Origin of the sequence: Streptomyces sp. NBC_01669 (assembly GCF_026339735.1) — a bacterium.
Classification (GTDB): Bacteria; Actinomycetota; Actinomycetes; order Streptomycetales; family Streptomycetaceae; genus Streptomyces; species Streptomyces yanii.
In genome coordinates, this window is record NZ_JAPEQG010000001.1 from 8,390,036 (window position 1) to 8,415,066 (window position 25,031).

The window sequence follows — 25,031 nt, forward strand, 5'->3', positions numbered from 1 at the left end:
ATGACCGTGCCCTCTCACCGGACCGCTTCCCCCCACCGGCCGGTTCCGTCCCGCGAACCCGTCCTCGACGTACGGAACCTGCGCGTCGAGTACGGCGGGGACGGCCGCTCCGTCGTCGGCGCCGACAACGTCTCCTTCACCATCGGCGCGGGCGAGATCTTCGGTCTCGCCGGGGAGTCCGGCTGCGGCAAGTCGACCGTCGCCAACGCCGTGATGCGCCTGCTGAAGCCGCCCGCGCAGATCACCGCCGGGTCGATCCTTTTCGACGGCCGTGACGTCCTCGCCATGGACCCGCGCGAACTGCGCGCCTTCCGCTGGCGCGAGATCGCCATGGTGTTCCAGTCCGCGATGAACTCGCTCAACCCGGTCCTCACCATCGGCGAGCAGATCGGCGACATCTTCACCACACACGAACGGATGAGGAAGCGCCGGGCCCGGGCCCGCTCCGGGGAACTCCTCGAACTCGTGGGCATCGACCCGGCCCGGCTGAAGGCCTATCCGCACCAGCTCTCCGGCGGAATGCGCCAGCGCGTCGTCATCGCCATGGCCGTCGCCCTGAAGCCGACGCTGCTCATCATGGACGAGCCGACCACTGCGCTCGACGTCGTCGTGCAGCAGGAAATCATGGCGCAGATCGGCGACCTCCAGCGCGAGCTGGGCTTCTCCGTCCTGTTCATCACCCACGACATATCCCTGATGGTCGAGCTGTCCCACCGGATGGGCGTGATGTACGGCGGCCGGCTCGTCGAACTCGCGGCGGCGAAGGAACTCTTCGCCCAACCGCTGCACCCCTACACCCAGGCGCTGATGAACGCCTTCCCGCCGCTCACCGGACCGCGCGTCGAGCTCACCGGCCTCGCCGACACCCCGCGTACGGAACACGGCTGCGGCTTCCACGCCCACTGCCCGGACGACCGGTCCGACTGTTCGACGAACATCCCCGACCTGCGCGAAGTGGCCGCCGGCCGCTTCGTCGCCCGTACCGGTGGAGGCGCGCGATGATGGCCCCGGCCGCCGCGACCCGTGCCCCGCTGCTGAGCGTGCGCGGACTCACCAAGGACTTCCGGATGGGCGGGCTGTTCTCCCGCGACCGTCACCGGGCACTGAACGCCGTCGACGTCGACATCCCGCACGGCCGGATCGTGGCCCTCGTCGGCGAGTCCGGGAGCGGCAAGTCGACCCTCGCCCGTTGCCTGGCCCGGCTGGAACAGCCGAGCTCCGGCCAGGTCCTGCTGGACGGCGAGGACGTCCTGAGAACGCAGAAGCGCGGCGCGTCCCGTGCCTACCGCTCAACCGTCCAGATGGTCTTCCAGGACCCGTTCGGCTCCCTCAACCCCGTTCACCGGGTCGAGCACTTCCTGCGCCGGGCGCTGCTCGTGCACGGGCGGCCCGCGGGCGAGGACGAACTGCGGGAGCTGATCACCACGGTCGGGCTGACCGAGGACATGCTCGAGTCGTATCCGCACGAACTCTCCGGTGGTCAGCGTCAGCGCGTCGCCATCGCCCGCGCGCTCGCCGTCGACCCCCGGCTCGTCCTCGCCGACGAACCGACGTCCATGCTCGACGTCTCCGTACGCATCGGCATCCTCAACCTGATGCGGCGGCTGCGCGACGAGCACGGCATCTCCCTGCTGTACATCACGCACGACCTGGCCTCGGCCCGGTATGTCGCCGACACGACCCAGGTGCTGTTCGCCGGTGAACTCGTCGAGGGCGGCGACTCGCTCGCCCTGATGGACCGACCCGCCCACCCGTACACCCAGCTCCTGCTGTCGGCCGTGCCCGACCCGGAGCGCACCGAGGGCTACGACCCGGTGCTGCGGGCCGGGCTGCGCGCCGCCGTGCTGACGCCGGAGTCGTGCCCGTACGAGGACGAAGGCACCTGCAGCCGCACGGAGCCGGTCCGTCACACCGTCGGTGAGGACGACGGACAGCCGCACTGGGTGCGCTGCCATCTGTACGCCCCCGCCACCCCCACCGCGCGCCGCGTCCTGACCGCGGCCACCCCGGAAGTCGAGAACGTCTGATATGACTCACGACATCACCCTGCCCCGCGCCCGCCACCAGGACGCGCCGAGGGGCCTGGCCGAACGGGCCGTCCTCGACCCGCACCGGCCCCGATTCCACTTCACCGCTCCCGGCGGCTGGCTCAACGACCCCAACGGGATGACCCATTGGGACGGCGTCTACCACCTTTTCTATCAGTACAACCCCCTCGCCGCCGCCCACCACCGCATCCACTGGGGCCACGCCACCAGCCGCGACCTCGTCACCTGGACCGACGAACCCGTCGCCCTCGTCCCCGGAACCGACGGACCCGACCGTGACGGCTGCTGGTCCGGCGTCCTCGTCGACGACGGCGGCACCCCGACCCTCGTCTACTCCGGTCGGCACGGCGATCGTGAACTCCCTTGCGTGGCCACCGGATCACCCGATCTGCGCAGCTGGCGCAAGGAACCCGCCAACCCGGTGATCGCCGCCCCGCCGGAGGGCGACCTCACCGCCTTCCGCGACCACTGCGTGTGGCAGGAGGACGGCAAGTGGCGCCAGCTCATCGGCTCGGGCATCCGGGGCGTCGGCGGCACGGCATTCCTGTACGAGTCCGAGGACCTGCGCAGCTGGCGGTACGTGGGCCCGCTCCTCACCGGCGACGCGAGCACCGGCACGGCGGCCGACCTCGACTGGACCGGCACCATGTGGGAGTGCGTCGACCTGTTCCGGATCGACGGCGCCGACATCCTGGCCTTCTCCGCCTGGGACGAAGGCACCACGCACTACCCGCTCTACTGGACCGGACAGTACGAGGGCGACACGTTCACGCCGCGCGGACTCCACCGACTCGACTACGGCCAGCGGTACTTCTACGCCCCGCAGTCCACGCGTGACGCACTCGGCCGGCGCGTCATGTTCGGCTGGCTCCAGGAGGGCCGCGACGAGGACGCCATGGCCGACGCCGGCTGGTGCGGAGTGATGTCCCTGCCGCGCGTGGTCACCCTGGGCGCCGACGGCCTGCTCGCCCAGGCACCCGTGCCGGAGCTGGCGCGGCTGCGCCGCGACGCGGTCCGCACCGGTGCGTTCGCCGTCACCGACGGGACATACGTCCGGCTCGACGACGTCAGCGGCGACCAGCTCGACATCGAGGCGACGCTGCGCCTCGCCCCCGGAGCGGTCGCCCGGCTCGTGGTGCGTGAGACCCCGGACGGTTCGGAGCGGACCGTCGTCGAAGCGGCACGCGCCGAGGACGGCACCGGCACCCTGCGACTGCGCCGCGAGGCCAGCAGCCTCGACCCGGCCGTCGACACCGAACCCCGGCACGGGGAACTGCCGTTGACCGGAGACGGCACGGTGAATCTCCGGGTCGTCGTCGACCACTCAGCGCTGGAGATCTTCGCCAACGGGCGCGCGCTGACCGCCCGGATCTACCCGACCCGCCCCGACGCCCTCGGCGTGGGTATCGCCGCCGTCGGCGCAGTCGCCGTGGAGCGGCTCGACGCCTGGCAGATGGCCGCCGTCTTCGACGGTCCGCGCCCGCTCTGGCCCTGAACGACACCCCTCCACCCTGAGGAGACGACCCATGTCCCTTTCTCGGCGTGCACTCCTGTCCTCGGCCGGTCTGACGCTGCTGGCCCCCCTCGCGGGGGCCGGCCGGGCGTCGGCCGCGCCTTCGGCCCCGGCCGGGGTCCGCTCCGGATCCCTCTCCGGCGACCTTGCCGCGATTCCCGATCCGATCGGCCTCACCGGCACATGGACCCGCACCACCGACGGCGGCCAGCGGGTCGTGACGGGATCCGGGCGCAGTGCCGTCGCCCTGTCCGAGCAGCGCATCGGGGCCGTGGCCGGATATGCGGCGCACATCACCATCGACCCGCAATCGCCCCATGCCGTCGGCTCGTTGGTGGTGCGCGCCACCGAGGACGGCGCGGCCGGCTACGCGGCGAGCCTCGACCCCAACCTGCACCGGGTGCGGCTCCACGACCTCGCCACCGGCCGGGACCTCGTGCCCCCGGCTCCCGTCACAGCCACACCCGGAACCACCTTCCTTCTCGAAATAGCCGTGGACGGTGCGGATTTGACCGTCTCACTGGACGGCGAGCAGGTTCTCGCCGCACGGGACACCAGGTACGAGGAAGGCGCCGCCGGGCTGCACGCCTACAACGGCACCGTCGTCTTCGGGCCGCCCGGACTGCGCTCGGTCACCACCACCGCGACCGGCTGGACCACTGACGGCGGCACCTGGACCGCCACCCCGCTCGGCTGGCACGCGCAGGCCCCCGCCGACACCAACTGCCGTGCCTTGGCGTCGACCCGGGTGTATGACGCCTCCTTCCAGGCCGACGTCCGGATCCGCGATCCTTACGCCGTCGCCGCCCTGCTGATGCGCACCGATGCGAAGGGAACGGACGGCTACGGCATCCAGGTCGACCCGAACCTGAACCGGCTGCGGCTCTACCGGATCGACGGCGACACCACCCTCGGCACGCACAGCACCGCCATCGAGGTGGGCCAGGTGTACCGGATCCGCATCGAGGCGGACGGCCCGCGCCTGAGCGTCCGCTGGCAGACCGACTTCATCACTCCTGACGGCTACGCTCCCGTCATCACGGCCGAGGACTCGGCGCACACGGCCGGGCAGCTCGGTGTACAGGCATACAACGGATCCGTCCTCTTCGAAGGGGTCGCCACCAGCGGCCCGGTGACGGACCTTCAGGGATGGTCGACGGTATCCGGAAGCTGGACCCCCGATCTGCGGGGACTGCGGGCCGAGGGGGCGAGCGCGCTGAGGACCGCCCCGTTCCCGGGCGGGGACGTCCTGTACAGCGCCGATGTCCGACTGGCCGGGGCGGCCGGCGCCGGTCTCGTGTTCCGGGCCGACGCATCCGGCGCGGGCGGCTACGAGGTGAGGCTCGATGCCACCGGCGTACGGCTCCTGGACCGCAGCGACGCCACCGAGCTCGGCCGCGCCGCGCCGCCCGTCCGGCCGTTCGCGGCGGGCGGCACGTACCGGACCGCGATACGCGCCCTCTCCAGTGCCGTCACCGTGACCGTGGACGGCGTCGACGTCCTCACCACCACCGTGTCCCGCACGGGCGGAGCCGCCGTCGGACTGGCCGTGACGGGCGGCACGGCCCTCTTCCAGGAGGTCAGGGCCCGCACCCCGCAGACGTACTGGACGGACACCTACCGGCCCGCGTACCGCTACACGCAGCTTGCCTCGCACACCAGCGACCCCAACGGTCTGGTCCGGTACGCGGGGGAGTACCACCTCTTCCACCAGGACTCCGGCCAGTGGGCGCACGCCGTCTCCACCGACCTGCTGCACTGGCGGCCCCTGCCCGTCGCGCTGCCCGTCTCCGCATTCGGCCACACCTGGTCCGGCTCCTGCGTGGTGGACACCGACGACGCGAGCGGCCTCTTCGGCGGCGGCTCCGGACTGCTCGCCTTCTACACCAGCTATCACCCGGACAAGCCCGGCGGGAACCAGTCGGTGCGTCTTGCCTCCAGCAGGGACAGGGGCCGCTCGTGGCAGTGGTACGGCACCGAACCTGTCGTGCAGAACCCCGGCGGCCCCGACGGCGGCTGGGACTTCCGTGACCCGAAGGTCGTCCGCGACGAACAGCGCGAACAGTGGGTGATGGTGGTCTCCGGCGGCGACCACGTCCGCTTCTTCACCTCCACCGACCTGCTGCACTGGACCCACCGGTCGTCCTTCGGCTACGGGGACTGGGTGACCGGAGGAGTCTGGGAGTGCCCGGACTTCTTCCCGCTGCCGGTCGACGGCGACCCGGACCGGGTGCGATGGGTGCTCACCCTCTCGACCGGGGCGGTCCGCACCACGGACGGGTCGGCGGCCGAGTACTTCGTCGGCGACTGGGACGGCGCCGTATTCCGTACCACCAACACGGCCGGCACCCCGTTGCGCGCCGAGGCCGGCCGCGACTACTACGCCGCCATGAGCTTCTACGGGCTCCCTGACGGCCGGCGCGTACAGCTCGGCTGGCTCAGCAACTGGGACTACGCGTTCAGCGCCCCGACGGGCGAATGGAACGGCCAGCTCGGCATTCCGCGCGAACTGACCCTTTCCGACGAGGGACTCGTCCAGCTCCCCGCCGCCGAGGCCGAGACCCTGCGCACGAGAAGCACCAGCATCAAGGGCGTCACGGTGAGCCCGGACTCCGTCAACCCGCTCGCGGAGGTGCGCGGCCGTTCGTACGAGATCGAGGCCGAGATCGCCCTGCCGGGCACGGGCGCCTCGACCGAATTCGGTTTCCGGCTCCGCACCGGAGGGGACCGGCGGACGCTGGTTGGCTACGACGTCGGCGCCGGGAAGCTCTTCGTGGACCGTACCGCCTCGGGTGTTTCCGACTTCACGGAGCACTTCGCGGGACGGACCTCCACGCCTCTGCCCCTCGACACGGTCGACGGTGAACGACGGTTGCGGATACGGCTGTTCATGGACACCTCCTCGGTCGAGGTGTTCGGCGGCGACGGCCGCGGCACGATCAGCAGCCTTCTCTTTCCCGAGCCGGACGACCAGGGCATGGCGTTCTACGCCGACGGAGGCGAGGCTCGCATCGTCAGCCTGAGCGTCCACCGGCTCCGTGACGTCTTCCGGATCACCGATACCGGCCCGAGTTCGCCCGCAACCCCGGCAGACGGTGAGTTCCGCAGCGGCGGGCTCGGCGATCTCACGGTGGTCCCGGCCGGCCACTGGACCACCAGCGGCGCCGGCCGCACCGGAACCTTCGACCGGGACTCGACCGCCGTCTCCAGCACGGAATACGGCGACCTGGAACTGACGACCCTGGTACGGTTCGGCGGCCCGGACGGCATCAGCGGTGCCGGATCCGTGCTGCTCCGAGCCACGCCCGACACGGCCGACGGATACGCCGTCAACCTCGACCCGAACCTGCGGACGGTCCGGCTCTTCCGCAGGGACGGCGGACAGACGACCGTCCTCGCCGAAGTGCCCCTGCTGCTGCGCACCGGGGTGACCCTTCCGCTACTGATCCGGGCCCGGGGCGGACGGATCGAGGCGTTCATCGACGGCCGGCCGGTCATCGATGTGACCGACACCCGCTATGCACGCGGCAGGATCGGGCTCAATGTGTTCGGAGGCCGCACCGCCTACCAGGACACCTTCGTCACCGCACTCTAGGAGACCCCACCCTCATGCTCGACAGACTCGACCTGCTGGTCATCGGCGAATGCGTCGCCGACATCGTCCGGGTGCCGGGTGCGGCCGACCAGGTCCACCCAGGAGGCAGCCCGGCCAACGTCGCGTACGGCCTGGCCCGGCTCGGACACGGCGCCACCCTGCTGACCCAGCTCGGCCCGGACGACAACGGGCGGCTGATCAGGGACCATCTGGCCGGAGCCGGGGTCGAGGTCCGCACCGACGGCGCCGCGGCGCCCACCCCGTCCGCCGCCGTGACCCTGGACGACAGCGGCCGGGCCGCGTACACCTTCGAGATCACCTGGACGCTCGACCCGGTCTCCTTGGACCGGCCGCCCCTCCATGTCCACACCGGCTCCATCGCGACAGTGATGGAATCCGGTGCGGCCACCGTCCTCGCCGCCGTCGAGTTGCTGCGGACGTCCGCGACCGTCAGCTACGACCCCAATGTGCGGCCCGAGCTGATGGGGGACCACGACGCGGCCGTCCGCAAGGCCGAGCGCTGCGTCGCGCTCAGCGATGTGGTCAAGGCCAGCGACGAGGACCTGGAGTGGCTGTATCCGGGCGAGGAACCGGAGGAGGTCGGCGAGCGGTGGCTCGCCACCGGCCCGGCCGTCGTTCTCGTCACCCGGGGAGGCGACGGTGCGCTGGCCGTCTTCCCCGGCGGGCAGGTGACGGTCGACGCGCTGCCCACCGACGTGGTCGACACGGTGGGGGCGGGCGACGCCTTCATGTCCGGCACCCTGCACGCCCTCGCCACGCACGGGCTGCTCGGTGCGGACAGCCGCGAACGGCTGCGCTCGCTGGACCGGGACACCGTGACCGATGTCCTGTGCCACGCGGTGGCCAGTGCCGCCGTGACCGTCGCACGGGCCGGCGCCAACCCGCCGGACGGGGCGGAGTTGGCGGAGGCGTTCACCCGTTTCTGAACGGGGTGCCGACATGACGGTGCCACCGCCCCTCGCGGGGACGGTGGCACCGTCATGTGATGACGTCAGCGCGGGGTCACCCGACCGGAATGGCCCGGGGGAGCGCCGAGTCGACGGTGTTGCCGTGCCGGTCCTCGGCCGTCACACGGAGGCCCAGGAAGCCGCCCTTCACGAGCGCCGAGTGCGGCGCGAGGAAGCGGTACTCACCGTCGTGGTGACGGAGGACCACGACCTGCTTCCAGGTCACTCCGTTGTCGGCGGTGACCCAGGCGCGGACCTTGCGCAGGCCGTCCACCGCGCCCGTGACATCGGCCTTCACCAGGAGCGGCAGGCCGGCCCGTGCCTGGTTCAGGTTGTTCAGCGGAGCGTCGAACGAGACATTGAGCAGCTTCACCGGGGTCGCCGTGTCACCCGTGCCGCCAGCCGTGAAGGTCCACTTGTTGGTGGCCTCACCGCCCATCGGGAAGATCCCGGCGGAGGTAAACGTGCGGCTCAGCTCGTAGGAGGCCTTGTCGGCGTCCGCGAAGGTCTTGTCGATCAGAGAGCCCCGATCGGCGACCAGCGCGCCGTTGCGGTAGAGGCGCGTGGTGGCCTGGAAACGCTGCGGGAAGTTGAAGTCGGAGTACTCACCGACGAGTCCCTCGGGGTCGACATTGTCGTCGATCTTCAGCTGGAGCCGGGCGCCCGTGGCCTGTCCCGAAGCGCCGACCGAGAACGGTCCGGTGAACCAGGTGTCATGGGTCGAGCTGCCCGGCTCGTAGGTGAACTGGCGTGGTGTGTAGTCCATTTCCGCGCCGCTCTGGTGGCGGTAGGTGAACCGCAGCCACGTCCTGTCCTCGGCCTGGATGTACTCCGTACGCTCGCGCGGGACGGTCAGGTAGGACGGCGAGGACACGTTGAGGCCGTTCAGCCCGGTCCCGTAGACCGTGCTCCCCTCCTGGTAGCGGAGTTTCTCGTTCATGCCCCTGTACGTCATGCGGACCTTGGCGAACTTCTTGATCTCGCCGCGGGTCAGCCGTCGCTCAGGGTTGTCGCCGACCTCGTCCTGGGCGTAGGCCGCGTCGTAGAGGGTGGAGGTGTCGCCCACGGTGATGTCGCTGTCCGCGTCGGCGAGGCGCCAGCGCTCGTTGAACGCGACCTTGCCGAGGTGGGCCTCCGTGGTCGGCGTGATCCACAGCGCGTCGCGCGGGAAGGCCCCGTAGGCGCCGCCGGCCAGCATGCTGTGCCGGATGCCGAACTGACCGTCGTCCGTGGTGCGGCTCAGGTTGCCCGTCATGAACTCGGGCCTGGTGTCCTTGCCCTCCATGGACGCCGTCCAACGGCGGGCCTTGCGCGCGTCGAAGACGATCTCGTTCGAGCCGGCCTTCAGGTCGGCGCTGACGATCGCGATCTGCGGGACCCCGTCGGTGATCATTCTGATCATCGCCAGACCCATGTAGCGGCCCTCGGGCACCCGCAGGTCCCGGGTGCCCTCCGCGCGGACCTCGGCGTTCATCGCGGCACCGTTGTCCGCGTTGAGCAGGGAGATCTGGGCGGCGGCGGGCTTGCCCGCGCGGTCGAGCGTGGTGACCTTGACGGTCTGCGCGCGGTCGAGGAGAAGCGGGATGCGCAGCGACTGGCCGCCGCCCGCCGGGAGTGCGGTCAGGGAGCCGCTGTACGTGCCGGTCGGCGTGCCCGCCGTGTCGACGGTCAGCGTGACATCGGTGGACTCACCGGCGCCCAGCGTGACGGTGGACGCCGACAGCTTGAGCAGTCCGGCGGGCGGAGTCGAACCCGTGGCGGCCAGCGTGCCCGTGAGCCCGAGGGTCACGGAGGCGTCGCCCGTGTTGGTGAGCTTCACGGTACGGGTCGCGGTGCCGTCCGCGATGTCCAGACGGCCGAAGTCCACGGCGCCGGTGTCCGCCACGACGGACTGCTTCAGCGCGGCCGGAAGGTTCACCACACCCGTGCCGACGTCGTACACCGACTGGCTGCTCTGCGGTGCCGTCGCGGTGCCCATCAGCGTGTGCTTCAACTGGTCCGGGGTCCAGTCGGGATGTTGCTGGGCCAGCAGCGCCGCGGCGCCCGTGATGTGCGGGGCGGCCATCGACGTACCGCTCAGGGCCGTGTACGCCGGGTCGGACTGCACGGTGCCGATGTTCGTACCCGTGGCGCGTGCCGCGACGACGTTCACGCCGGGGGCGGCGATCTCGGGCTTCACCGTGCCGTTGAAGGAAGGGCCACGGCTGGAGAACGAGGCGGTGCCGCCCGCGAAGTCCACCGCGGCGACCGACAGCGCGTGCGGGGCGATGGACGGGGCCGACACGGTGCTGATGTTCGGACCGTTGTTGCCCGCCGATACCACGAACAGCGTGCCGGACGAGGCGGCCAGCGCTTCGAGCGACTGGGTGACCGGGTCCTGGCCGTTCGTCGGACCGCTGCCCAGCGACATGTTGACGACCTTCGCGCCCTGCGCGACGGCCCACTCCATGCCGGCGATGACCGACGAGTCCGAACCGGAGCCGTCGTCACCGAGCACCTTGCCGACGATCAGGTCGGCGTCCGGCGCGACACCGGAGCGTATGCCCGGGGCGCCGGCCCCGCTGCCCGCCACGGTCGCCGCGACATGCGTGCCGTGGCCGACCTTGTCGAGGGTGTTGCCGCTGCCGGAGAAGTCCTTGACCTCACTGATCCGCCCCGCGAGGTCGGCGTGCGTCCGGTCGACGCCGGTGTCCAGCACGGCGACCTTGACGCCCTTGCCGGTGCGGCCGGACTGCCAGGCGCTGTCCGCGCCGATCTGGGTGAGGTTGCGGTCCAGCGCGTCGGCGTGCACCTTGCCGTCCAACCAGATGCCGACGACGCCGTTCAACGCACCCTTGGTGTCGAGCGCTTCACCGACCTCGTCCGCGTCGTCCTTGTCCAGGACCGCCGTGCTGGCCTTCAGCGCGTGGAAGTCCCGCTTGGCAGGGAACAGCCCGTCGCTGGAGAGCGCCTCGGGGCGGGCCGCGCCGGTGCGGCGCACGATCAGCGGCAGCGAGTCGACGTGGGAGTCGTCGTAGCCGTCGCGGATCAGACCGTCGACGTTGAACAGTTGCGGGTCGAGGAAGGAGCCGACCTTGCCGATCACGTCCGTCGGGTAGAAGTACGCGTCGCCGTCGATGTCCGTACGGGCGAGCATCGTGCCGGGGGCCGAATCGGGGGCGGGCACCGCGCTGTACGACTTCCTGCCGTCCGCGGTGGTGGTGACCGTCACCCGGTCACCCGTTATCAGCGTGACCGTACGGCTCACCGCGGCGCCGAACGCCGTGGCGGCCGGCTCCGGTGCGGGCCCGGCGGTGGCCGACGGCACGACCGCGGGCGAGCACAGGGCGGCGACGGTGATCGCGGCCACAAGTCTGGCGCGGGCAAGGGGTCTCATGAGGACTCCGGCTTCTGGAGGGGGGACGGATGCGGCGTGCCCGGCGCGGGAGACGGCGGCAGCTTGATGCGGTACGCGCTCTGCTCGCCGGTCTCCTCGTCGGTGAGCAGAGTGGAGCCGGTGAGCCGGCACCATCCACGGAGCGACGAGCGGACCCGAGGGTTGGCGCTGTGCAGTTCCAGCACGCTGCCCATCGGCAGTTCGCGGCAGCGCCGTTCCAGCAGGCCGAGGATGCGCTCCCAGGGTTCGCCGCCCGCGTCGACGACGGCGCGGACCGAGTCGTCCGGACCCGACGCGTCGGACGACGCGGGGGACGAGGCAGCACACATGGGCACTTCTTCCTCGGCGGGAGGTACGGGCACACACGCCCCGGGGTTCCGGGGCTGGTCAGGACCGTAGGGAAGCCCCGTTACCCGCGAATTACCGCTGCTACGACGTGGTCGGCGGCTGCGCGGCGCGGGCGGCGGCGAGCTCCTCCGTCAGCCTGCGCATGCCGTCGAGCACCTGCGGATCACGCGCCAGCGACACCGCGTCGCCGCACTCCCGCAGCGCCTCGTCCGCCTCCGCAAGGCGCCCGCACCGCAGCTCCACCTCGGCGAGCCCCACCAGCGCGTACGGCAGAACCCACGAGGTACCGAGCGAACGGGCCAGCCGGACTGCGGTGTTGGCCAGCGCCGTCGCCCGCTGATGATCGCCCACGAGGAGTTCGGCACCCGCCAGATTGCTCTGGTCGAAGGCGAGCACCGTGGGGTCACCGGTGCGGCGGGCGATCGCCACGGCACGTCGCGCGCAGTCCCGTGCGGCCTCCGACCGGCCCTCCTCGCGGGCCAGTTCACCCACCACGGACAGCGCGCTGGAGAGCAGCGCGGCGTCTCCGGTCCGCTCGGCCGTCCGCAGTGCCTCCTCGGCGGCCTCGCGGCTCTCGCGTACCTGCCCGGAGACCAGCAGGGAGGCGGCACGGATCGTGAACAGCCGGGACAGCAGCGGATCCCGGTCCCTGTCGGGCAGCCGCGCCGTCTCCTGCTCGGCGCGGCGCAGGGCGGACACCGTCTCGTCGACATGTCCGGCGTAGAAGCTGAGCGCGCCGATGGCCAGCTGCAGCCCGGCACGGTCGACCACGGGTGACCGCTTGGACGCCGGTGCCGAACGGAGTACCGCGAGACCTTCGAGCGGGCGCCCGGCCCGGCCGAGCACCTCGGCCAGGGACACTGCGGCCCGCAGTGCCCCGATGTGGTCGGCGGCCGACGTCAGATCCCGCAACGCGCGGCGCAGCACCTCTTCGGCCTCCGGGTAGCGGGCCGCGCGGCGCAGCACCTTTCCCCAGGCCAGCCGCGCATCGGCGGCCCCGGCCCGGTCCAGCGCATCCAGATGGGCCACCAGTTCCCGGTAGTAGTCGCAGGCGCTGTCGTTGGCGTACAGGGCGGCCGCCCGGTCGGCGGCGGCACGCAGGAATACCGGCGCACGGGCGTCGTCCGACACCGCCATATGGAAGGCAATGGTGTCGACGGCGTCGGGACGCAGACGCAGCACCGTGTCCGCGTAGGCCTGGTGGAGCTGTCTACGCGCGGCCCTGCTCAGCTGCTCGGCACAGGCCAGGCGCACCAGGGGGTGACGGAATGCATAGCCGAGGACGGACCGGCCGCCCAGGATGACGTCCCGTTCCTCGACGATGCCCGAACCGGCGGCGGCGTCGAGCGCCGCCGTGACCTCGCGGCCGTCCAGGGGCGGGTGCAGACCGGCGGAGGTGACGGTCTCCAGTTCGGCGAGCGAAACCGCGGTTCCGCCGGCCACCGACAGGGCGGCCAGTGTGCGCCGGGCGTCCCCGGGCAGCCGGGCCAGCCGGCCCGCGACCAGCCGGCGGATGCTGTCCGGAACGGCATCGCTGTCCGGTTCAGCAGTGGTGCGCTGCCGCGGTTCCATGCGCTCCAGATCCGCCTCCGGACTGCTGGTCAGTTCGAGGGCGAACAGCGGGTTCCCGAGGGAGAGCTGGAAGATGCGTGAGGCCGTGCGACGGTCCTTGGCGCGCCCGCCGAGACCGGCAGCCGCGGCGAGACCGGCGCAGTCCGCGCGGCTCAGACGGAGCAGATCGATCTCCACCGCCATCCGCTGTCGCAGGATCGCGTCGAGGACCTGCCGCCGTGCGTCGTTCGGGTCCGGACTGTCGACGCGACAGGTGGCGATGAACCGCCACCGTCTGGCCTGTGTGGTCCGCACGAGGTGATGCAGCAGACTCAGCGATCCCGGGTCGGCGGCGTGCAGATCGTCGAGCACGACGAGGACCGGACGGGATGCCGCGAGATCGGTGAGGACTCCGGCGACGGCCCGGAACAGCCGGGCGCGTTCTTCCTCCGGGCTCGCGGCGGCAGGTGGACCGCCGCCCAGGGAGGGCAACAGGGCAGCCAGCCCGATGTGTTCGGCGCTCACCCGGGAGCGTTCCGCGGCGCTGCATCCGGCGAGGTGACCGTCGAGCGCGTCCGCGAACACCCCGTACGGGGTCTGCCCCTCGGCCTCGTGGCTCGTACCCCACAGCACGCACACGCCCTGCGCTGCCGCACGCCGGGCAGTCTCCGCGACCAGCCGGGTCTTCCCGATGCCCGCCTCACCGCGCACCACGACGAGCGGAGTGTCCCCGTCCGCCGCCGAGGCGTGCTGGGCCAGGAGCGCCAGCGGGCGTTCCCGGCCGAACAGCGGGAGTCGTTCGGGGCGGCGGATCGCGGGGGGCAGCGGCGCGGGGTCCGGTGAGATCCGGGAGAGAGGCGGGGCGCCGAGGGCATCGAGCGCCGCCAGGGCCGTACGGTGCATGGCTTCCAGCTCCGCGCCGGGACGCACCCCGAGCTCGTCGGCGAGCGCCTCACGGCAGGCGTGGTACTGGCGAATGGCCTGACGCGGCCGGCCCATGTCGCACCAGATGCGGGCCAGTTGCAGATGCAGGACCTCATCGGCGGGGGAGCGGTCCACCGCGTCCCGCAGCACTGCGACAGCCTCGTCGGTGCGGCCGTTGTCCAACAACTGTCCGGTCAGGGCCGGGACGAGCTGTTCGCGCAGCACCTCGATACGGCGACGGCGTTCACCGGCCCACTCCGCGTAACGGTCCTCGGGCAGCAACTCCATGTGAAGCGAGCTCAGTGCGGTGCCGAGTGCATCGGCGTCCCCGGCGGCGAGCGCGGTGCGCGCGCTCTTCTCCACCTCGTCGGCATCGACCCGTACCCGGTCCGTGGCCAGGAACAGCAGATCGCCCTCAGTCACCAGGTAGGAGGACGGAACGCGGGCAGCCAGCTCCGGCTCAAGAGCGTGGCGTGCGGCGTGCAGGGTGACCCGGAGATTGCGTACCGCCGCGTCCATCGGGGCGTCCGGCCACAGCAGGTCCATCACTTCCTCGCGGTGACGCCGGAGACCCGGAGCCACCGCGAGCAGCTTCACCAGGGTCTGCGCGGTGCTGCGCCGCCACCTGCGCGGGATCTCCACGCCGTCGTCGCGCACCGCCGCGAAGCCGCCGAGGAGGTACAGGGACAGCCGAGGAGCGCGCGGGGCTTCAGCCGGTCCTGACATGCGGACACCTTAGCGATCAACGGTCAGCTGCACGACACGTGTGTACCGCTGTGCCGTTACTGAGGCGTTACTGAGAACTCCACCCATCGGATGACCTGGTTCCGAACGCCCGCGAAGACCGCGAGTCTTACGCCGACCGTGCCGGGCCAGGGAGGGAATGCGGTGTTCGAAGCTCTGGGACTGACCGAGGAAGAAACACGGATTTATGCAGAGCTGGTACGTCGGGGTCCGTGCCGGATCGACCGGCTGCCCGCCCTGACCTTGCTGTCGGCCGAGCGCATCGAGGCGGCGTTGACAGGCCTGGAGAAGCAGGGCCTGCTGACCCACACGGATGGTGCGTGCCCCCGGGTCGTCGCTTCCCCGCCGGACATCGCCGGCGAAGTCCTGCTGCTGCGCCGCATGCAGGAACTGCACACCGCCCGCGCGGCCATGGGCCGGCTCGCCGCCGCGTACCGCACCACTGCACGGCACCGGGAGACCGACCGGGTGCCGGTGGAATTCACGCCGGATGCGGCAGTCGCCCAGCGCATCGACCAGATCCAGAGCAAGGCCCGGGAGGAGGTCCTGATGTTCGACATGCCGCCGTACGTCTCCCTGGTCGGCAGTCCCGGATCCCTCTCCCACTCCAACGACCGGGAACTGGAGCAGCTTTCAGCGGGTGTGAGCTATCGGACGGTGTACGACCTCCGCGCCCTCGACGGCCCCGGCGGCCTCGGCCGGATCAGGCGGTACGTCGAGGCCGGCGAGGAGGCCAGGTCGGCGCCCAGGCTGCCGATGAAGATGGTGATCGTCGACCGCGAACTGGCGATCCTGCCCGCTTCGGACGACAGGCACAGCGGGCACAGCGGGTCCGTGCTGGTCCGCCCGAGTCCGCTCCTGGACGGCCTGATCGCCCTGTTCGAGCAGTTCTGGGCCACGGGGCTGCCGCTCGCGCCGGTCGCCGGATCCCCGGGCGCGAGTGGGGCTGGGTCATCCGAACTGGCCGCGTCGGACATCCAGTTGCTCACGCTGCTGCTCAGCGGCATGACCGACGAAGGGATCGCCCGGCAGCTGGGGCTGGGCAGACGCACGGTCCTGCGCAGGGCCAGGGCGCTGATGGACCGGGCGGGCGCGGCAACCCGTATGCAGTTGGGCTGGTACGCCGCACGGCGCGGTTGGATCGGGCTGCCGCGCGGACCGGTGGACGGGCACGAGGGCACGGCCGGCCCGGTGCGTGGCGCTTAGGTGACGCTGGCACGAATGCGCCGCCACCTGCTCTTCTTCACTGTCCGCGACCGGTTGTAGCGTCCCGGACTGCGACGCCGACCCTGCACATGACACGAGGCCCACCGGTCTTCGCTGTCCGCTTTCCGGTTCCGGCGCGCCATCGTTCCCGATCTAGGAGGAGCACGTGCAGCACTCTTCGCGAGGGAGAACCAGGAGACGCCTGCTGGCCACCGCCGCGGTCGTCGCCGTCAGCGCTTCACTTCCCGGCCTCACCGGGGCAGTCGGCGCCCAGGCCGCCCCTGCCGCCACCGGAATCGTCCAGCCGCAGCAGAAGGCGGTTACCGCAGACATCACTCTGGTCACGGGCGACACCGTCGCGGTGACCACCGCGGCGGACGGAAAGCAGTCCGTGGAGGCCAGGACGGCTCCGGGCACGGGCAAGACGTTCCAGACCATGAGCGGGCCGGACGGCGACCTGTACGTCTTCCCCTCGGACGCCCTGGATGGCATCGCCTCCGAGGCCCTGGACCGTCAGCTGTTCAATGTGACACGGCTGCTGAAGGATGGCTACGGCGACAGCAAGGCGGCCGAGCTTCCCGTCATCGTGTCGTACGGCGACAAGCCGTCGGTGGCGACACTGAAGAAGCGGGCGGATGCCCTGCCCGCCGGTGAGCGCGGCGCTGTGGTCGACACGCTGGACATGGCTGGTGTGCACGTGGCGAAGGACGGCGCGAAGTCGTTCTGGCAGGCGGTCAGGCCGGTCTCCAGGAAGTCCGTCCGCGGCAAGGCCGTCACGGCCCCGGCGAGCAGCGGAGTGACCAAGGTCTGGTACGACGGCAAGGTCAGGGCGACGCTGGACAAGAGCGTCCCGCAGATCGGCGCACCCGAGGCATGGGCCGCCGGCTACGACGGCAAGGGCACCAAGGTCGCTGTCCTGGACACCGGCATCGACACCACCAACGCCGATGTGAAGGGCCGCGTCACCGCGGCCCAGAGCTTCGTGCCCGGCGTGCCCGTCGACGACCGTCAGGGCCACGGCACCCACGTTGCCTCGACCATCGCGGGCAGCGGTGCCAACTCCGCGGGCAAGTTCAAGGGCGTGGCGCCCGGGGCCGACCTGATCATCGGCAAGGTGCTCGACAACAGCGGCTCCGGCGCCGTCTCCTGGATCATGGAGGGAATGGAGTGGGCCGCTGACCAGGGCGCCGACGTCGTCAGCATGAGCCTCGGCGGCCCCGCCCAGTCCGGCGGTGACCCGATGACGGAGTTGGTGGACCGGCTCAGCGCCACCACCGGAACCCTCTTCGTGATCGCCGCCGGGAACTCCGGACCGGCCGCTTCGACGCTCGGCAGCCCGGGAACCGCCGACTCCGCGCTCACCGTCGGCGCCGTCGACAAGTCGGACGTCCTCGCGAGCTTCTCCAGTCGCGGTCCCCGCAAGGGCGACTACGCCATCAAGCCCGAGATCACCGCGCCGGGTGTCGCCATCGTGGCGGCCCGCGCCGCCGGGACCGCGATGGGCACCCCGGTCAACGAGTTCTACACCTCGGCGAACGGTACGTCGATGGCCACCCCGCACGTCGCGGGTGCCGCCGCCATCCTCGCCCAGCGCCACCCCGACTGGACCGGCGAACGCATCAAGAGCACGCTCACCGCGCACGCCAAGCCCGGCACCGCCACCGCCTACCAGCAGGGCTACGGCCGGGTCGACATTCCCGCGTCCCTCGACCCGAAGCTGGACCTTTCCGGCAGCGCCGACTTCGGCCTCGTCGAATGGCAGGAGGGGCCGTACGAGAAGGAGACCCGCAAAGTCACTCTCTCCAACCCGACCGCCACCGCCACCGAGGTGACGCTGTCCACGGAGATCGGCGGCCTGCCCGCAGGCGCGTTGACGCTCTCCGACCCCGAGGTCACCGTTCCGGCGAACGGCACCGCCGAGGTCACCGTCACCCTCGACCCGGCTCTGGTCACGGACGGCGAGTTCACGGGGCGGATCAACGCGACGACCACCGAAGGCGCCACCGCGCATACCGTCGTCGCCCTGATCAAGGAGCCGAAGCGGTACGGCATGACACTGGACTTCAAGGACAGGTTCGGGAACGCCCCGAGCCGCACCGACGTCCAGATCCTCGGTCTGGACAACAACGTCTTCGAGACCTTCACCAACTATGGCGGTCGCCACGAGCTGCGGCTGCCCGAGGGGCACTACACCGTCACCGGCATGATCGTCACGAGCGCCGCCGGCACCGCGTCCACCGACTACGCCAGTGACCTGTTCAGCCTCGACGAGCTCGACCTCACCGCCAAGGACGGCAGTGCGGTCGTCGATGCCAGGCAGGCAACCGACTTCCGGATGGACGTGAAGGACGAACGGCGCCCGTTGGAGGACTCCGACTTCTCGTACCAGCTGACCCGGTCCGCGGACAACGGCTGGCGCCTCATGCGCGGTGTCGCGGGCCTGAGCAACTGGAGCGACGAGCACTTCGGCGCCATCCCGACCAGCAAGCCCACCTCCGGCCAGCTGTGGACCTCCTTCTACCAGGGTCTGCGCGAACCCATCGTCCAGGCGACGGTCACGCGGCCCGACACCTTCCCGATCAAGGCGAAGACCTCCAGCTACCTCAACCGGTTCGAGGGCACCAAGAGCTTCGACCTGGTCGATGTCGGCGGTGGCTCCGCCGAGGAGCTCGCGGGGAAGGACCTCACGGGCAAGGCCGCGGTGCTGCACGTCGACCGCACCAGTGCCGCGAGCGCGCTGTCGAAGGGGGTCGAGGCCGCCGGGGCCTCCGCGATCATCCTGGTGCCCAACGACGCCTCTCCCCAGGCCATGGTGGTGGTCGGCGTCACCGTCCCCTACTTCGCGACCAGTCACACCGACGGTGGCAAGCTGGCCGCCCGGCTCGCCAAGGGGCGCACCACGGTCGCGTTCAAGGGCGTCAAGGAGTCCCGCTACGCCTACGCCGGCCAGTGGGACCACCACAACGGCATCCCGGCGGACCTGCGCACCCCGGCGCGCATCGCCGACTTTGCCAAACTCAAGGACACCTTCCACAGCGACGGGGCGGAGCGGATGGGGTACGCCACCATCAACTCCTGGGGCCCCTACCCCATGACCTCGTTCCGCAGTGGTCAGTTCCTGCAGCAGGGCAACCAACGGGACCAGTACCTGTACGGGGCGTCGACAGTGACGTACGGTCACTCGCTCCAGGCCCGTACCGACTACGGCGCGAACGTGTCGGAGACAGCCAAGGGGTACAAGCCGGGTCGCTCCTACCAGGAGGACTGGAACGCCCCCGCGATGCACCCGTCCAACTGGACCTCGTACATGTGTAACTTCTGTCGCACGGACGTCGGTACCGTCTTCGGCGGTCAGGTCGGCGGCGACTCCGACCCCGATCACTACCTCAAGGGCGGCAGGGCACGCACCTGGTCGTACTTCCGCAACGGTGAACGGATCACCGACACCACTCAGTTGATGGTGAAGGAGAAGGCCGACTACATGTTCGTCGACGACAACACCCGTGCCAAGGACTACCCGGGCGTCACACTCGGCACCAAAACCCGTACCGAGTACGGCTTCTCCTCCGCCGCGCCGACCGAGATGCAGGTGGAAAACTGCACGGCCACCCTGCCCAAGGCCACCACCTGTGAGGCGTTGCCGGTCGTCCTGCTCGACTACGGCATGGACGCCGACGTCCTCAACCGGGTACAGGCCGACCGGAGGTACTCCTTCACCGTCGACGCGTCCCGCTCCAAGGGCTGGACCGGTTCCACCGGGATGGCCGGGGCGAAGGTGTCCGTCAGCTACGACGACGGCGCCACCTGGAAGTCCGTCGACGTGGATCGCGCCGACAGCAACTCCTTCCGGGCGTCCTACCGGACCCCGAAGCTCTCCGCCACCAACGGGTTCGTGACCGTCAAGGCGGAGGTCTGGGACCACGCGGGCAACCGCACCGTCCAGACGATCACCCGGGCCTACGCGCTCAAGTAGGCGCGTGCCGGCTGCCGTCAGCCCCGCGCGGTCGGCAGCCCCTTGGAATGCACCGAGCGCTGCCCGCCGCACGGCGGGCAGCGCGACCCGGTAGACGCCCCCCCGCCGTACCCCGGACCCCTTGCACCCAACCGAGGCGCAGGGCCTGTTCCAGCCCGGCCAGGGTGTGCGCCCGCTGAGTGGATTCAACCCCACGACTGATAGCGGCAAGTGACAGTCCCTCAGGATGTGGCGCGAGAAGGCTGACGACATCCCCCACCTCCTGCGGCTCTCGTTCCAACCGCTGCTGTACCCGGCCCGGATACAGCGCGCACAGCGGATTTCCGCCGGAGAGACGGAAGATCTCGTGCCCCTCGAATCCGCCGCCCGCCATCCGGGCGCACTGCTCGCGGGTCAGCCGGCCGAGAGCGACTCGATGTGCCTCGGCCACCACCTGCGGCAGCTTCTGATCCCTCGCCCGGTACGCCACCACGAACCGAACCGGCAGCGCGGCGCAGTGCCGCGCCAACTGCCGCAGCAGCCGCAGCACCTGCGGAGCGGCCCGTTCGAGATCGTCGACGAACAGCACGACCGGCCGGTGCTCGGCAAGATCCGCGACGAAGGCACAGATGTCCGCGGGACTCGCTTCACCCGCCCTCTCCATGGATCCGTACAAGGACGTCAGCACGGAGGCCACCCCGGGGTGCGCGCCGGCCACCGCCGCGCGCGCCCGGGGCGCCAGACGTCCCACGAAGTCGTCGATCGGCGCCAGGACAGCGCCGTACGGCCCGCCGAATTCCGGACCGTCCCCCCGTGTGTGAAGAACATGGATCCGCCGGCCACGCAGCCGGGCCGCCGCTTCGGCCAAGGTCCGGGACAATCCGATGCCCGGCTCGCCGGTAAGTGCCACGACGCGCGGCGCCGCAGGGCCGGGCACCGCGGTGAGCAGGGCCAATTCGGCATCACGGCCCATGAAGGGCGACTCGTCGGCCACCACGCGCAGAGTCCTGGGGGGAGCGACCGGCGCGGCCAGGGCCTGGGCGAAGAGTTCGCGCAACGGCCGGTCCGGTTCCGTAGCGCAGGCGTTGAGCAGGGCTTCGCGATACGCGTGGTACTGCCGCACCGCCTCCTCGGGACGCCCGGCAGCCAGCAGGCACTCGAGGAGCGCCTGGCACACATCCGCGGCCAGTGGATCGACCTGGAGCACCTCGCTCAGCAGCCCGGTCACCACACCGGTGGCCCGGTCGGCACGGGCCGTCGCCACCGCTCCCCGGCGACGGAGCTCGCGATGGGCCCTGCGCGCTGTCCGGACGAACCCCTCATGGTCGTCGTCCGGCAACAGTTCGGGCAGCAGCGAGCGGGCAACCTGCACGAGCCCGTCCGGGGTCGCCCGGTCATCCGACACTGCCTCCCGGGCAGCCGCGAGATCGACCCGGACCCGGTCCGGGGACAGTGCCACCGAACCGTCCACGCACGACACGAGGTACGAGGAGGCAGCCCTGGCCGACAGATCGGGTTCGAGCGCCCGCCGCACGGCGTGCAGTGCCACCCGCAGACTCCGGGCGGCAGCGTCCCGGTCGGCATCGGGCCACAGCAGCGCGCCGAGCCGGATCCGGTGCAGCCGGCCCCCCTCGGCGAGCGCCAGGGCCTTCAGCAGCCGCCGGGCACTCGGCCGGGACCATCGCTCGGCCGGGAGCTCCATGCCCCCGCACTCCACCCGGAATCCGCCGAGCACCCGGATGGTGACGTCTTCCACCGTTGACGGGGCCACCGGAGTCCCTCCGTGCGCCGGACCATGACGCCGGTTCACGGTAGGAAGCCCGCATTACCCGGCCATTACCCGTGCGCCTGCCCGTGGGGTTCCGGAAGCAGATGGGGCGTGCTGTCGTCGTCGAGGAACTCCACGACCGCGAGGGCGAACAGCGCCGCGATCGCGATCCACACGGTGACGAGCCCCGTCGGCCGGTCCCACACGAGCAGGACCGCGGCGGCGACCACGACGACCGTCCAGTTGAGCCACGGCTTCGCCCGGTGCACCCAGGCGCCGACCGGACCGCCGGTGAAACCGGCCGCGTCGCGTACGGCGCCGATGCCGCCGTTCCACATGGCCTTGACCCGGGTGGCGGCGCGGCCCTCTCCGGAGAGCCAGGCCGCGAGCGCCACGACCACGCCGAGCGTGACCACCAGCCGGACCACGGCGCGCAGATAGATGACCAGGGCGTCGAAGACGGCGGCGGCCGCCGGCTGTGACACCGACGCCGGAAGGCTGTCCAGATAGAAGGCGCGGAACACCCACAGCGCCAGGCCCAGCACCGCACCGCCCACCACGATCGCGAGGGCCGCCGTGACCAGTGCGCGCCGTCGGCGCAAGGCGAGCAGCACCCCGCCGGCGGCGAGCACCAGGGTCACCACCGGCAGCCAGAACCCGGCCAGTTGCAGCAGCCGGAACCCCTTCTGGGCCTTGCCGACCGCGTCGGACGTCAGCACGGTGAAGTCGGTGTGGATCTCGGGGATCTTCGCGGCGATCGTCAGCCCGTGATCGACGAGGAGCTGCTTCACCCGGTCGATCACCGGAGCGAGATCGATGACAACCGTGTCGTCGGTGAGTTTCACGGCCCCGCCCCCACTGCCGGTCAGCGCCTTGACGGCCGCGGCGTGGGCGTCGCGGTTGAGGCCGACCCACACCTTCTCGAAGGCGTCCGAGGCCACGAACTTCTCCACGGTCCCGTGCACGAAGTTTGTGAGGCCCGTGGTGAGCGGGGCGCTCAGCCGTCCCAGCGCCTTGTCGAGGACCGGCCGGTCCGCCGGGGCCACCTCGTCGAGCAGCGCCTTGACGTCCAGATGTGTCATGACGGCACCGGTGACCCGGTTCGCCAGAGCTGCCTGCACAGCGGGATCCGACGCCAGCGGCTTCATCATCGCCACATAGCGGTCGGTGTCGCCGACGTCGTTCTTGGCCCAGGCAGCAACGGCGCTCAGCGGCGTGAGGACGGCCGCGACGAGGATCAGCAGCACAGCGAAGAACGAACGGATCCGGGGCCGGGAGCGCACGGGCGTGCGCGCTTCCAGCTTCGTCACCCGCGCACGCAGCGCGTTCAGTTCGGCGTCGTCCGAGGGGTGCTGTGACTCGTCGTGGTCCGCTGATGCCATGTCCCAAGGGGACGCCCTGTGCGTGCGGGCAGCACGGCGAGTTGCTCCGTACGGGGGAGCAGGGGGCTCGCCAGGCGTGAGCCGGTGGTGCTCCCGTGCTCCTCGCGCCCCCATTCGGCCCAGTGAACGCATCCTCACCGGGGTGACGGCCGTTCGCCAGCCGGCGGGCCCGATCGGTTGCGGGGAGTCGGAGCAGCGAGTGACGAGGGATGCGTACTCGACGCCGGGGTGCAGCCGGATGCGGGGACGGGTGGCGGTATGCGGACTCACCGCCTCCGGAGGGTGGTCCGACCTGGGGGTTCAGCCGTACTTCGCCGGCCGGGAGCCCATACGGACCACGCACAGAGGGCGACGGAAGGAATGGCACATGACGCAGGCTGACACCGGGGTCGCGGTGACGGGAGTGGGGCTGGTGACCCCCGCGGGCGCCGATGAGCACGCCTTCTGGGCGGGGCTGTGCGCGGGACACTCCGTGGCACGGCGCTGTGACGAACTGGCCGGACTGTCGGTCGACTTCGCCTGCCCGGTCGACGGACTCGACCTGGACGCGGCGGTGGGCGGACGCTCGGTGTGGCGGATGGCACGGTTCGTGAAGCTGGCCCTGATCGCCGCCCGTCAGGCCGTCGCGGACGCCGGACTCTCCCCGGCGGATTGGGACGGGAGCAGGGTCGGCGTGGTGCTCGGCGTCGGCGTGGGTGGTGTGTCCGTCCTCGTCGACAACCTTCGCAAGCTCGACGGCGTAGGACCTGAGGCCGTCTCCCCGCTCCTGGTGCCGATGATGATTCCGAACGCGGCGGCCGGGGAGCTCGCCATCGAGCTGCGCGCCCAGGGCCCCAGCCTGGCGCCCGCCACCGCCTGCGCGTCCGGGGCGACCGCGATCGCGGTCGCCCGTGACCTGCTGACGAGGGGCCGATGCGATGTGGTCGTGGCGGGAGGCTCGGAGTCCGCGCTGACCCCGCTCGTGGTGGCGGCCTTCGCGAAGATGGGGGCGCTCTCCACCCGTACCGGTGATCCGGGGGGCGCGTCGCGGCCGTTCGCCACCGACCGGGACGGGTTCGTCATCGGGGAGGGTGCCGCCGTGCTCGTGCTGGAGCGGACCGCTGACGCGTGCGCCCGCGGCGGACATCCGCGGGCGCTGCTGACCGGCGTGGGTTCCAGTACGGATGCCCACCACCCCACTGCCCCGACACCCGACGGGCGCGGTGCGCAGCGGGCGGTGGAGGCGGCGCTGCGCGAGGCGGGCTGGGCGCCCCGCGAGGTCGACCACATCAACGCACACGGCACGTCCACTCCGTTGAACGACGCGATGGAGACGGCGCTCATCTCCCGGCTCTTCCCGCACCGGCCCTCGGTCACTGCCCCGAAGGGCGTCGTCGGACACACCCTCGCCGCTTCCGGGGCGATCGAGGCGGTGGCGACCGTACTGACCCTGGAGCAGGGCATCGTGCCGCCGATCGCCAACCTGGATGCGCTGCCGGACGGGTTCGCGCTCGACTGCGTGACCAAGGAGCCGCGCCGGCAGTCCGTCGAGCGCGCCGTCAGCCACTCCTTCGGCTTCGGCGGACACAACGTCGCTCTTGCCTTCCAGCGCGTCTGACCGGTCGAAGCGCCCGCAGGTCCCGGTGGGAGCGGCGAGGGTGTGTCCTCGCCGCTCCT

The 25,031-nt window shown here is 71.2% G+C and carries 13 protein-coding genes; 8 read left to right on the forward strand and 5 right to left on the reverse strand.

The features are described 5' to 3' along the window. The 5 genes from OG972_RS37550 to OG972_RS37570 are packed head-to-tail and all read left to right on the forward strand — an operon-like array spanning position 1 to position 8,103. Positions 1–1,002: an ABC transporter ATP-binding protein gene (locus OG972_RS37550; protein WP_266989174.1), complete on the forward strand. Its 1,002-nt coding sequence runs from the start codon at positions 1–3 to the stop codon at positions 1,000–1,002. Further along, positions 999–2,027: an ABC transporter ATP-binding protein gene (locus OG972_RS37555; RefSeq protein WP_266989176.1), complete on the forward strand. Its 1,029-nt coding sequence runs from the start codon at positions 999–1,001 to the stop codon at positions 2,025–2,027. The genes OG972_RS37550 and OG972_RS37555 overlap by 4 nt, the downstream gene beginning before the upstream one ends. Before the next feature lies 1 nt (position 2,028). Beyond that, the gene (locus OG972_RS37560) at positions 2,029–3,543 is read left to right on the forward strand and encodes a glycoside hydrolase family 32 protein (RefSeq protein WP_266989178.1); all 1,515 of its coding nucleotides are present in this window, start codon (positions 2,029–2,031) and stop codon (positions 3,541–3,543) included. A gap of 31 nt (positions 3,544–3,574) precedes the next feature. Then, positions 3,575–7,156, forward strand: coding sequence for a glycoside hydrolase family 32 protein (locus OG972_RS37565; protein ID WP_266989180.1), 3,582 nt, complete (start codon positions 3,575–3,577; stop codon positions 7,154–7,156). 14 nt (positions 7,157–7,170) lie between these two features. Continuing rightward, complete coding sequence (locus OG972_RS37570) at positions 7,171–8,103, forward strand: carbohydrate kinase (RefSeq protein ID WP_266989182.1); 933 nt, start codon at positions 7,171–7,173, stop codon at positions 8,101–8,103. 76 nt (positions 8,104–8,179) lie between these two features. Here OG972_RS37570 and OG972_RS37575 read toward each other — a convergent pair whose 3' ends face one another. The 3 genes from OG972_RS37575 to OG972_RS37585 form a co-directional block, all read right to left on the reverse strand. Further along, on the reverse strand, positions 8,180–11,500 hold the full coding sequence (locus tag OG972_RS37575; RefSeq protein WP_266989184.1) for a S8 family serine peptidase: 3,321 nt from the start codon (positions 11,498–11,500) through the stop codon (positions 8,180–8,182). After that, complete coding sequence (locus OG972_RS37580) at positions 11,497–11,829, reverse strand: hypothetical protein (RefSeq protein ID WP_266989186.1); 333 nt, start codon at positions 11,827–11,829, stop codon at positions 11,497–11,499. Before OG972_RS37580 ends, OG972_RS37575 begins: the two co-directional genes overlap by 4 nt. Before the next feature lie 100 nt (positions 11,830–11,929). Continuing rightward, on the reverse strand, positions 11,930–15,049 hold the full coding sequence (locus tag OG972_RS37585; protein WP_266989188.1) for an AAA family ATPase: 3,120 nt from the start codon (positions 15,047–15,049) through the stop codon (positions 11,930–11,932). 162 nt (positions 15,050–15,211) lie between these two features. On the opposite strand from OG972_RS37585, the gene OG972_RS37590 reads away from it, so the two are divergent. After that, positions 15,212–16,273 carry a helix-turn-helix transcriptional regulator gene (locus OG972_RS37590; RefSeq protein WP_266989190.1) on the forward strand — a complete coding sequence of 354 codons (1,062 nt, stop codon included), beginning with the start codon at positions 15,212–15,214 and terminating at the stop codon, positions 16,271–16,273. A gap of 166 nt (positions 16,274–16,439) precedes the next feature. Then, the gene (locus OG972_RS37595) at positions 16,440–20,246 is read left to right on the forward strand and encodes a S8 family serine peptidase (RefSeq protein WP_266989192.1); all 3,807 of its coding nucleotides are present in this window, start codon (positions 16,440–16,442) and stop codon (positions 20,244–20,246) included. On the opposite strand, the gene OG972_RS37600 is transcribed toward OG972_RS37595, so the two are convergent. Continuing rightward, positions 20,239–21,996, reverse strand: a complete 1,758-nt coding sequence (locus OG972_RS37600) for an AAA family ATPase (RefSeq protein WP_266989194.1) — start codon at positions 21,994–21,996, stop codon at positions 20,239–20,241. The two genes, OG972_RS37595 and OG972_RS37600, sit on opposite strands and share 8 nt — an antisense overlap. A 65-nt stretch (positions 21,997–22,061) precedes the next feature. Next, complete coding sequence (locus OG972_RS37605; RefSeq protein ID WP_266989196.1) at positions 22,062–23,375, reverse strand: hypothetical protein; 1,314 nt, start codon at positions 23,373–23,375, stop codon at positions 22,062–22,064. Between the two features lie 367 nt (positions 23,376–23,742). Here OG972_RS37605 and OG972_RS37610 point away from each other — a divergent pair, with 367 nt between their 5' ends. Next, positions 23,743–24,972: a beta-ketoacyl synthase gene (locus OG972_RS37610; RefSeq protein WP_266989198.1), complete on the forward strand. Its 1,230-nt coding sequence runs from the start codon at positions 23,743–23,745 to the stop codon at positions 24,970–24,972. Positions 24,973–25,031 lie beyond the last annotated feature (59 nt).

Bases quoted from the DNA above. Each gene is read 5' to 3' on its own strand.
- OG972_RS37585 (WP_266989188.1), bottom strand. From the start codon at position 15,049: ATGTCAGGACCGGCTGAAGCCCCGCGCGCTCCTCGGCTGTCCCTGTAC.
- OG972_RS37610 (WP_266989198.1), top strand. From the start codon at position 23,743: ATGACGCAGGCTGACACCGGGGTCGCGGTGACGGGAGTGGGGCTGGTG.
- OG972_RS37560 (WP_266989178.1), top strand. From the start codon at position 2,029: ATGACTCACGACATCACCCTGCCCCGCGCCCGCCACCAGGACGCGCCG.
- OG972_RS37550 (WP_266989174.1), top strand. From the start codon at position 1: ATGACCGTGCCCTCTCACCGGACCGCTTCCCCCCACCGGCCGGTTCCG.
- OG972_RS37570 (WP_266989182.1), top strand. From the start codon at position 7,171: ATGCTCGACAGACTCGACCTGCTGGTCATCGGCGAATGCGTCGCCGAC.
- OG972_RS37555 (WP_266989176.1), top strand. From the start codon at position 999: ATGATGGCCCCGGCCGCCGCGACCCGTGCCCCGCTGCTGAGCGTGCGC.
- OG972_RS37575 (WP_266989184.1), bottom strand. From the start codon at position 11,500: ATGAGACCCCTTGCCCGCGCCAGACTTGTGGCCGCGATCACCGTCGCC.
- OG972_RS37605 (WP_266989196.1), bottom strand. From the start codon at position 23,375: ATGGCATCAGCGGACCACGACGAGTCACAGCACCCCTCGGACGACGCC.
- OG972_RS37565 (WP_266989180.1), top strand. From the start codon at position 3,575: ATGTCCCTTTCTCGGCGTGCACTCCTGTCCTCGGCCGGTCTGACGCTG.
- OG972_RS37580 (WP_266989186.1), bottom strand. From the start codon at position 11,829: ATGTGTGCTGCCTCGTCCCCCGCGTCGTCCGACGCGTCGGGTCCGGAC.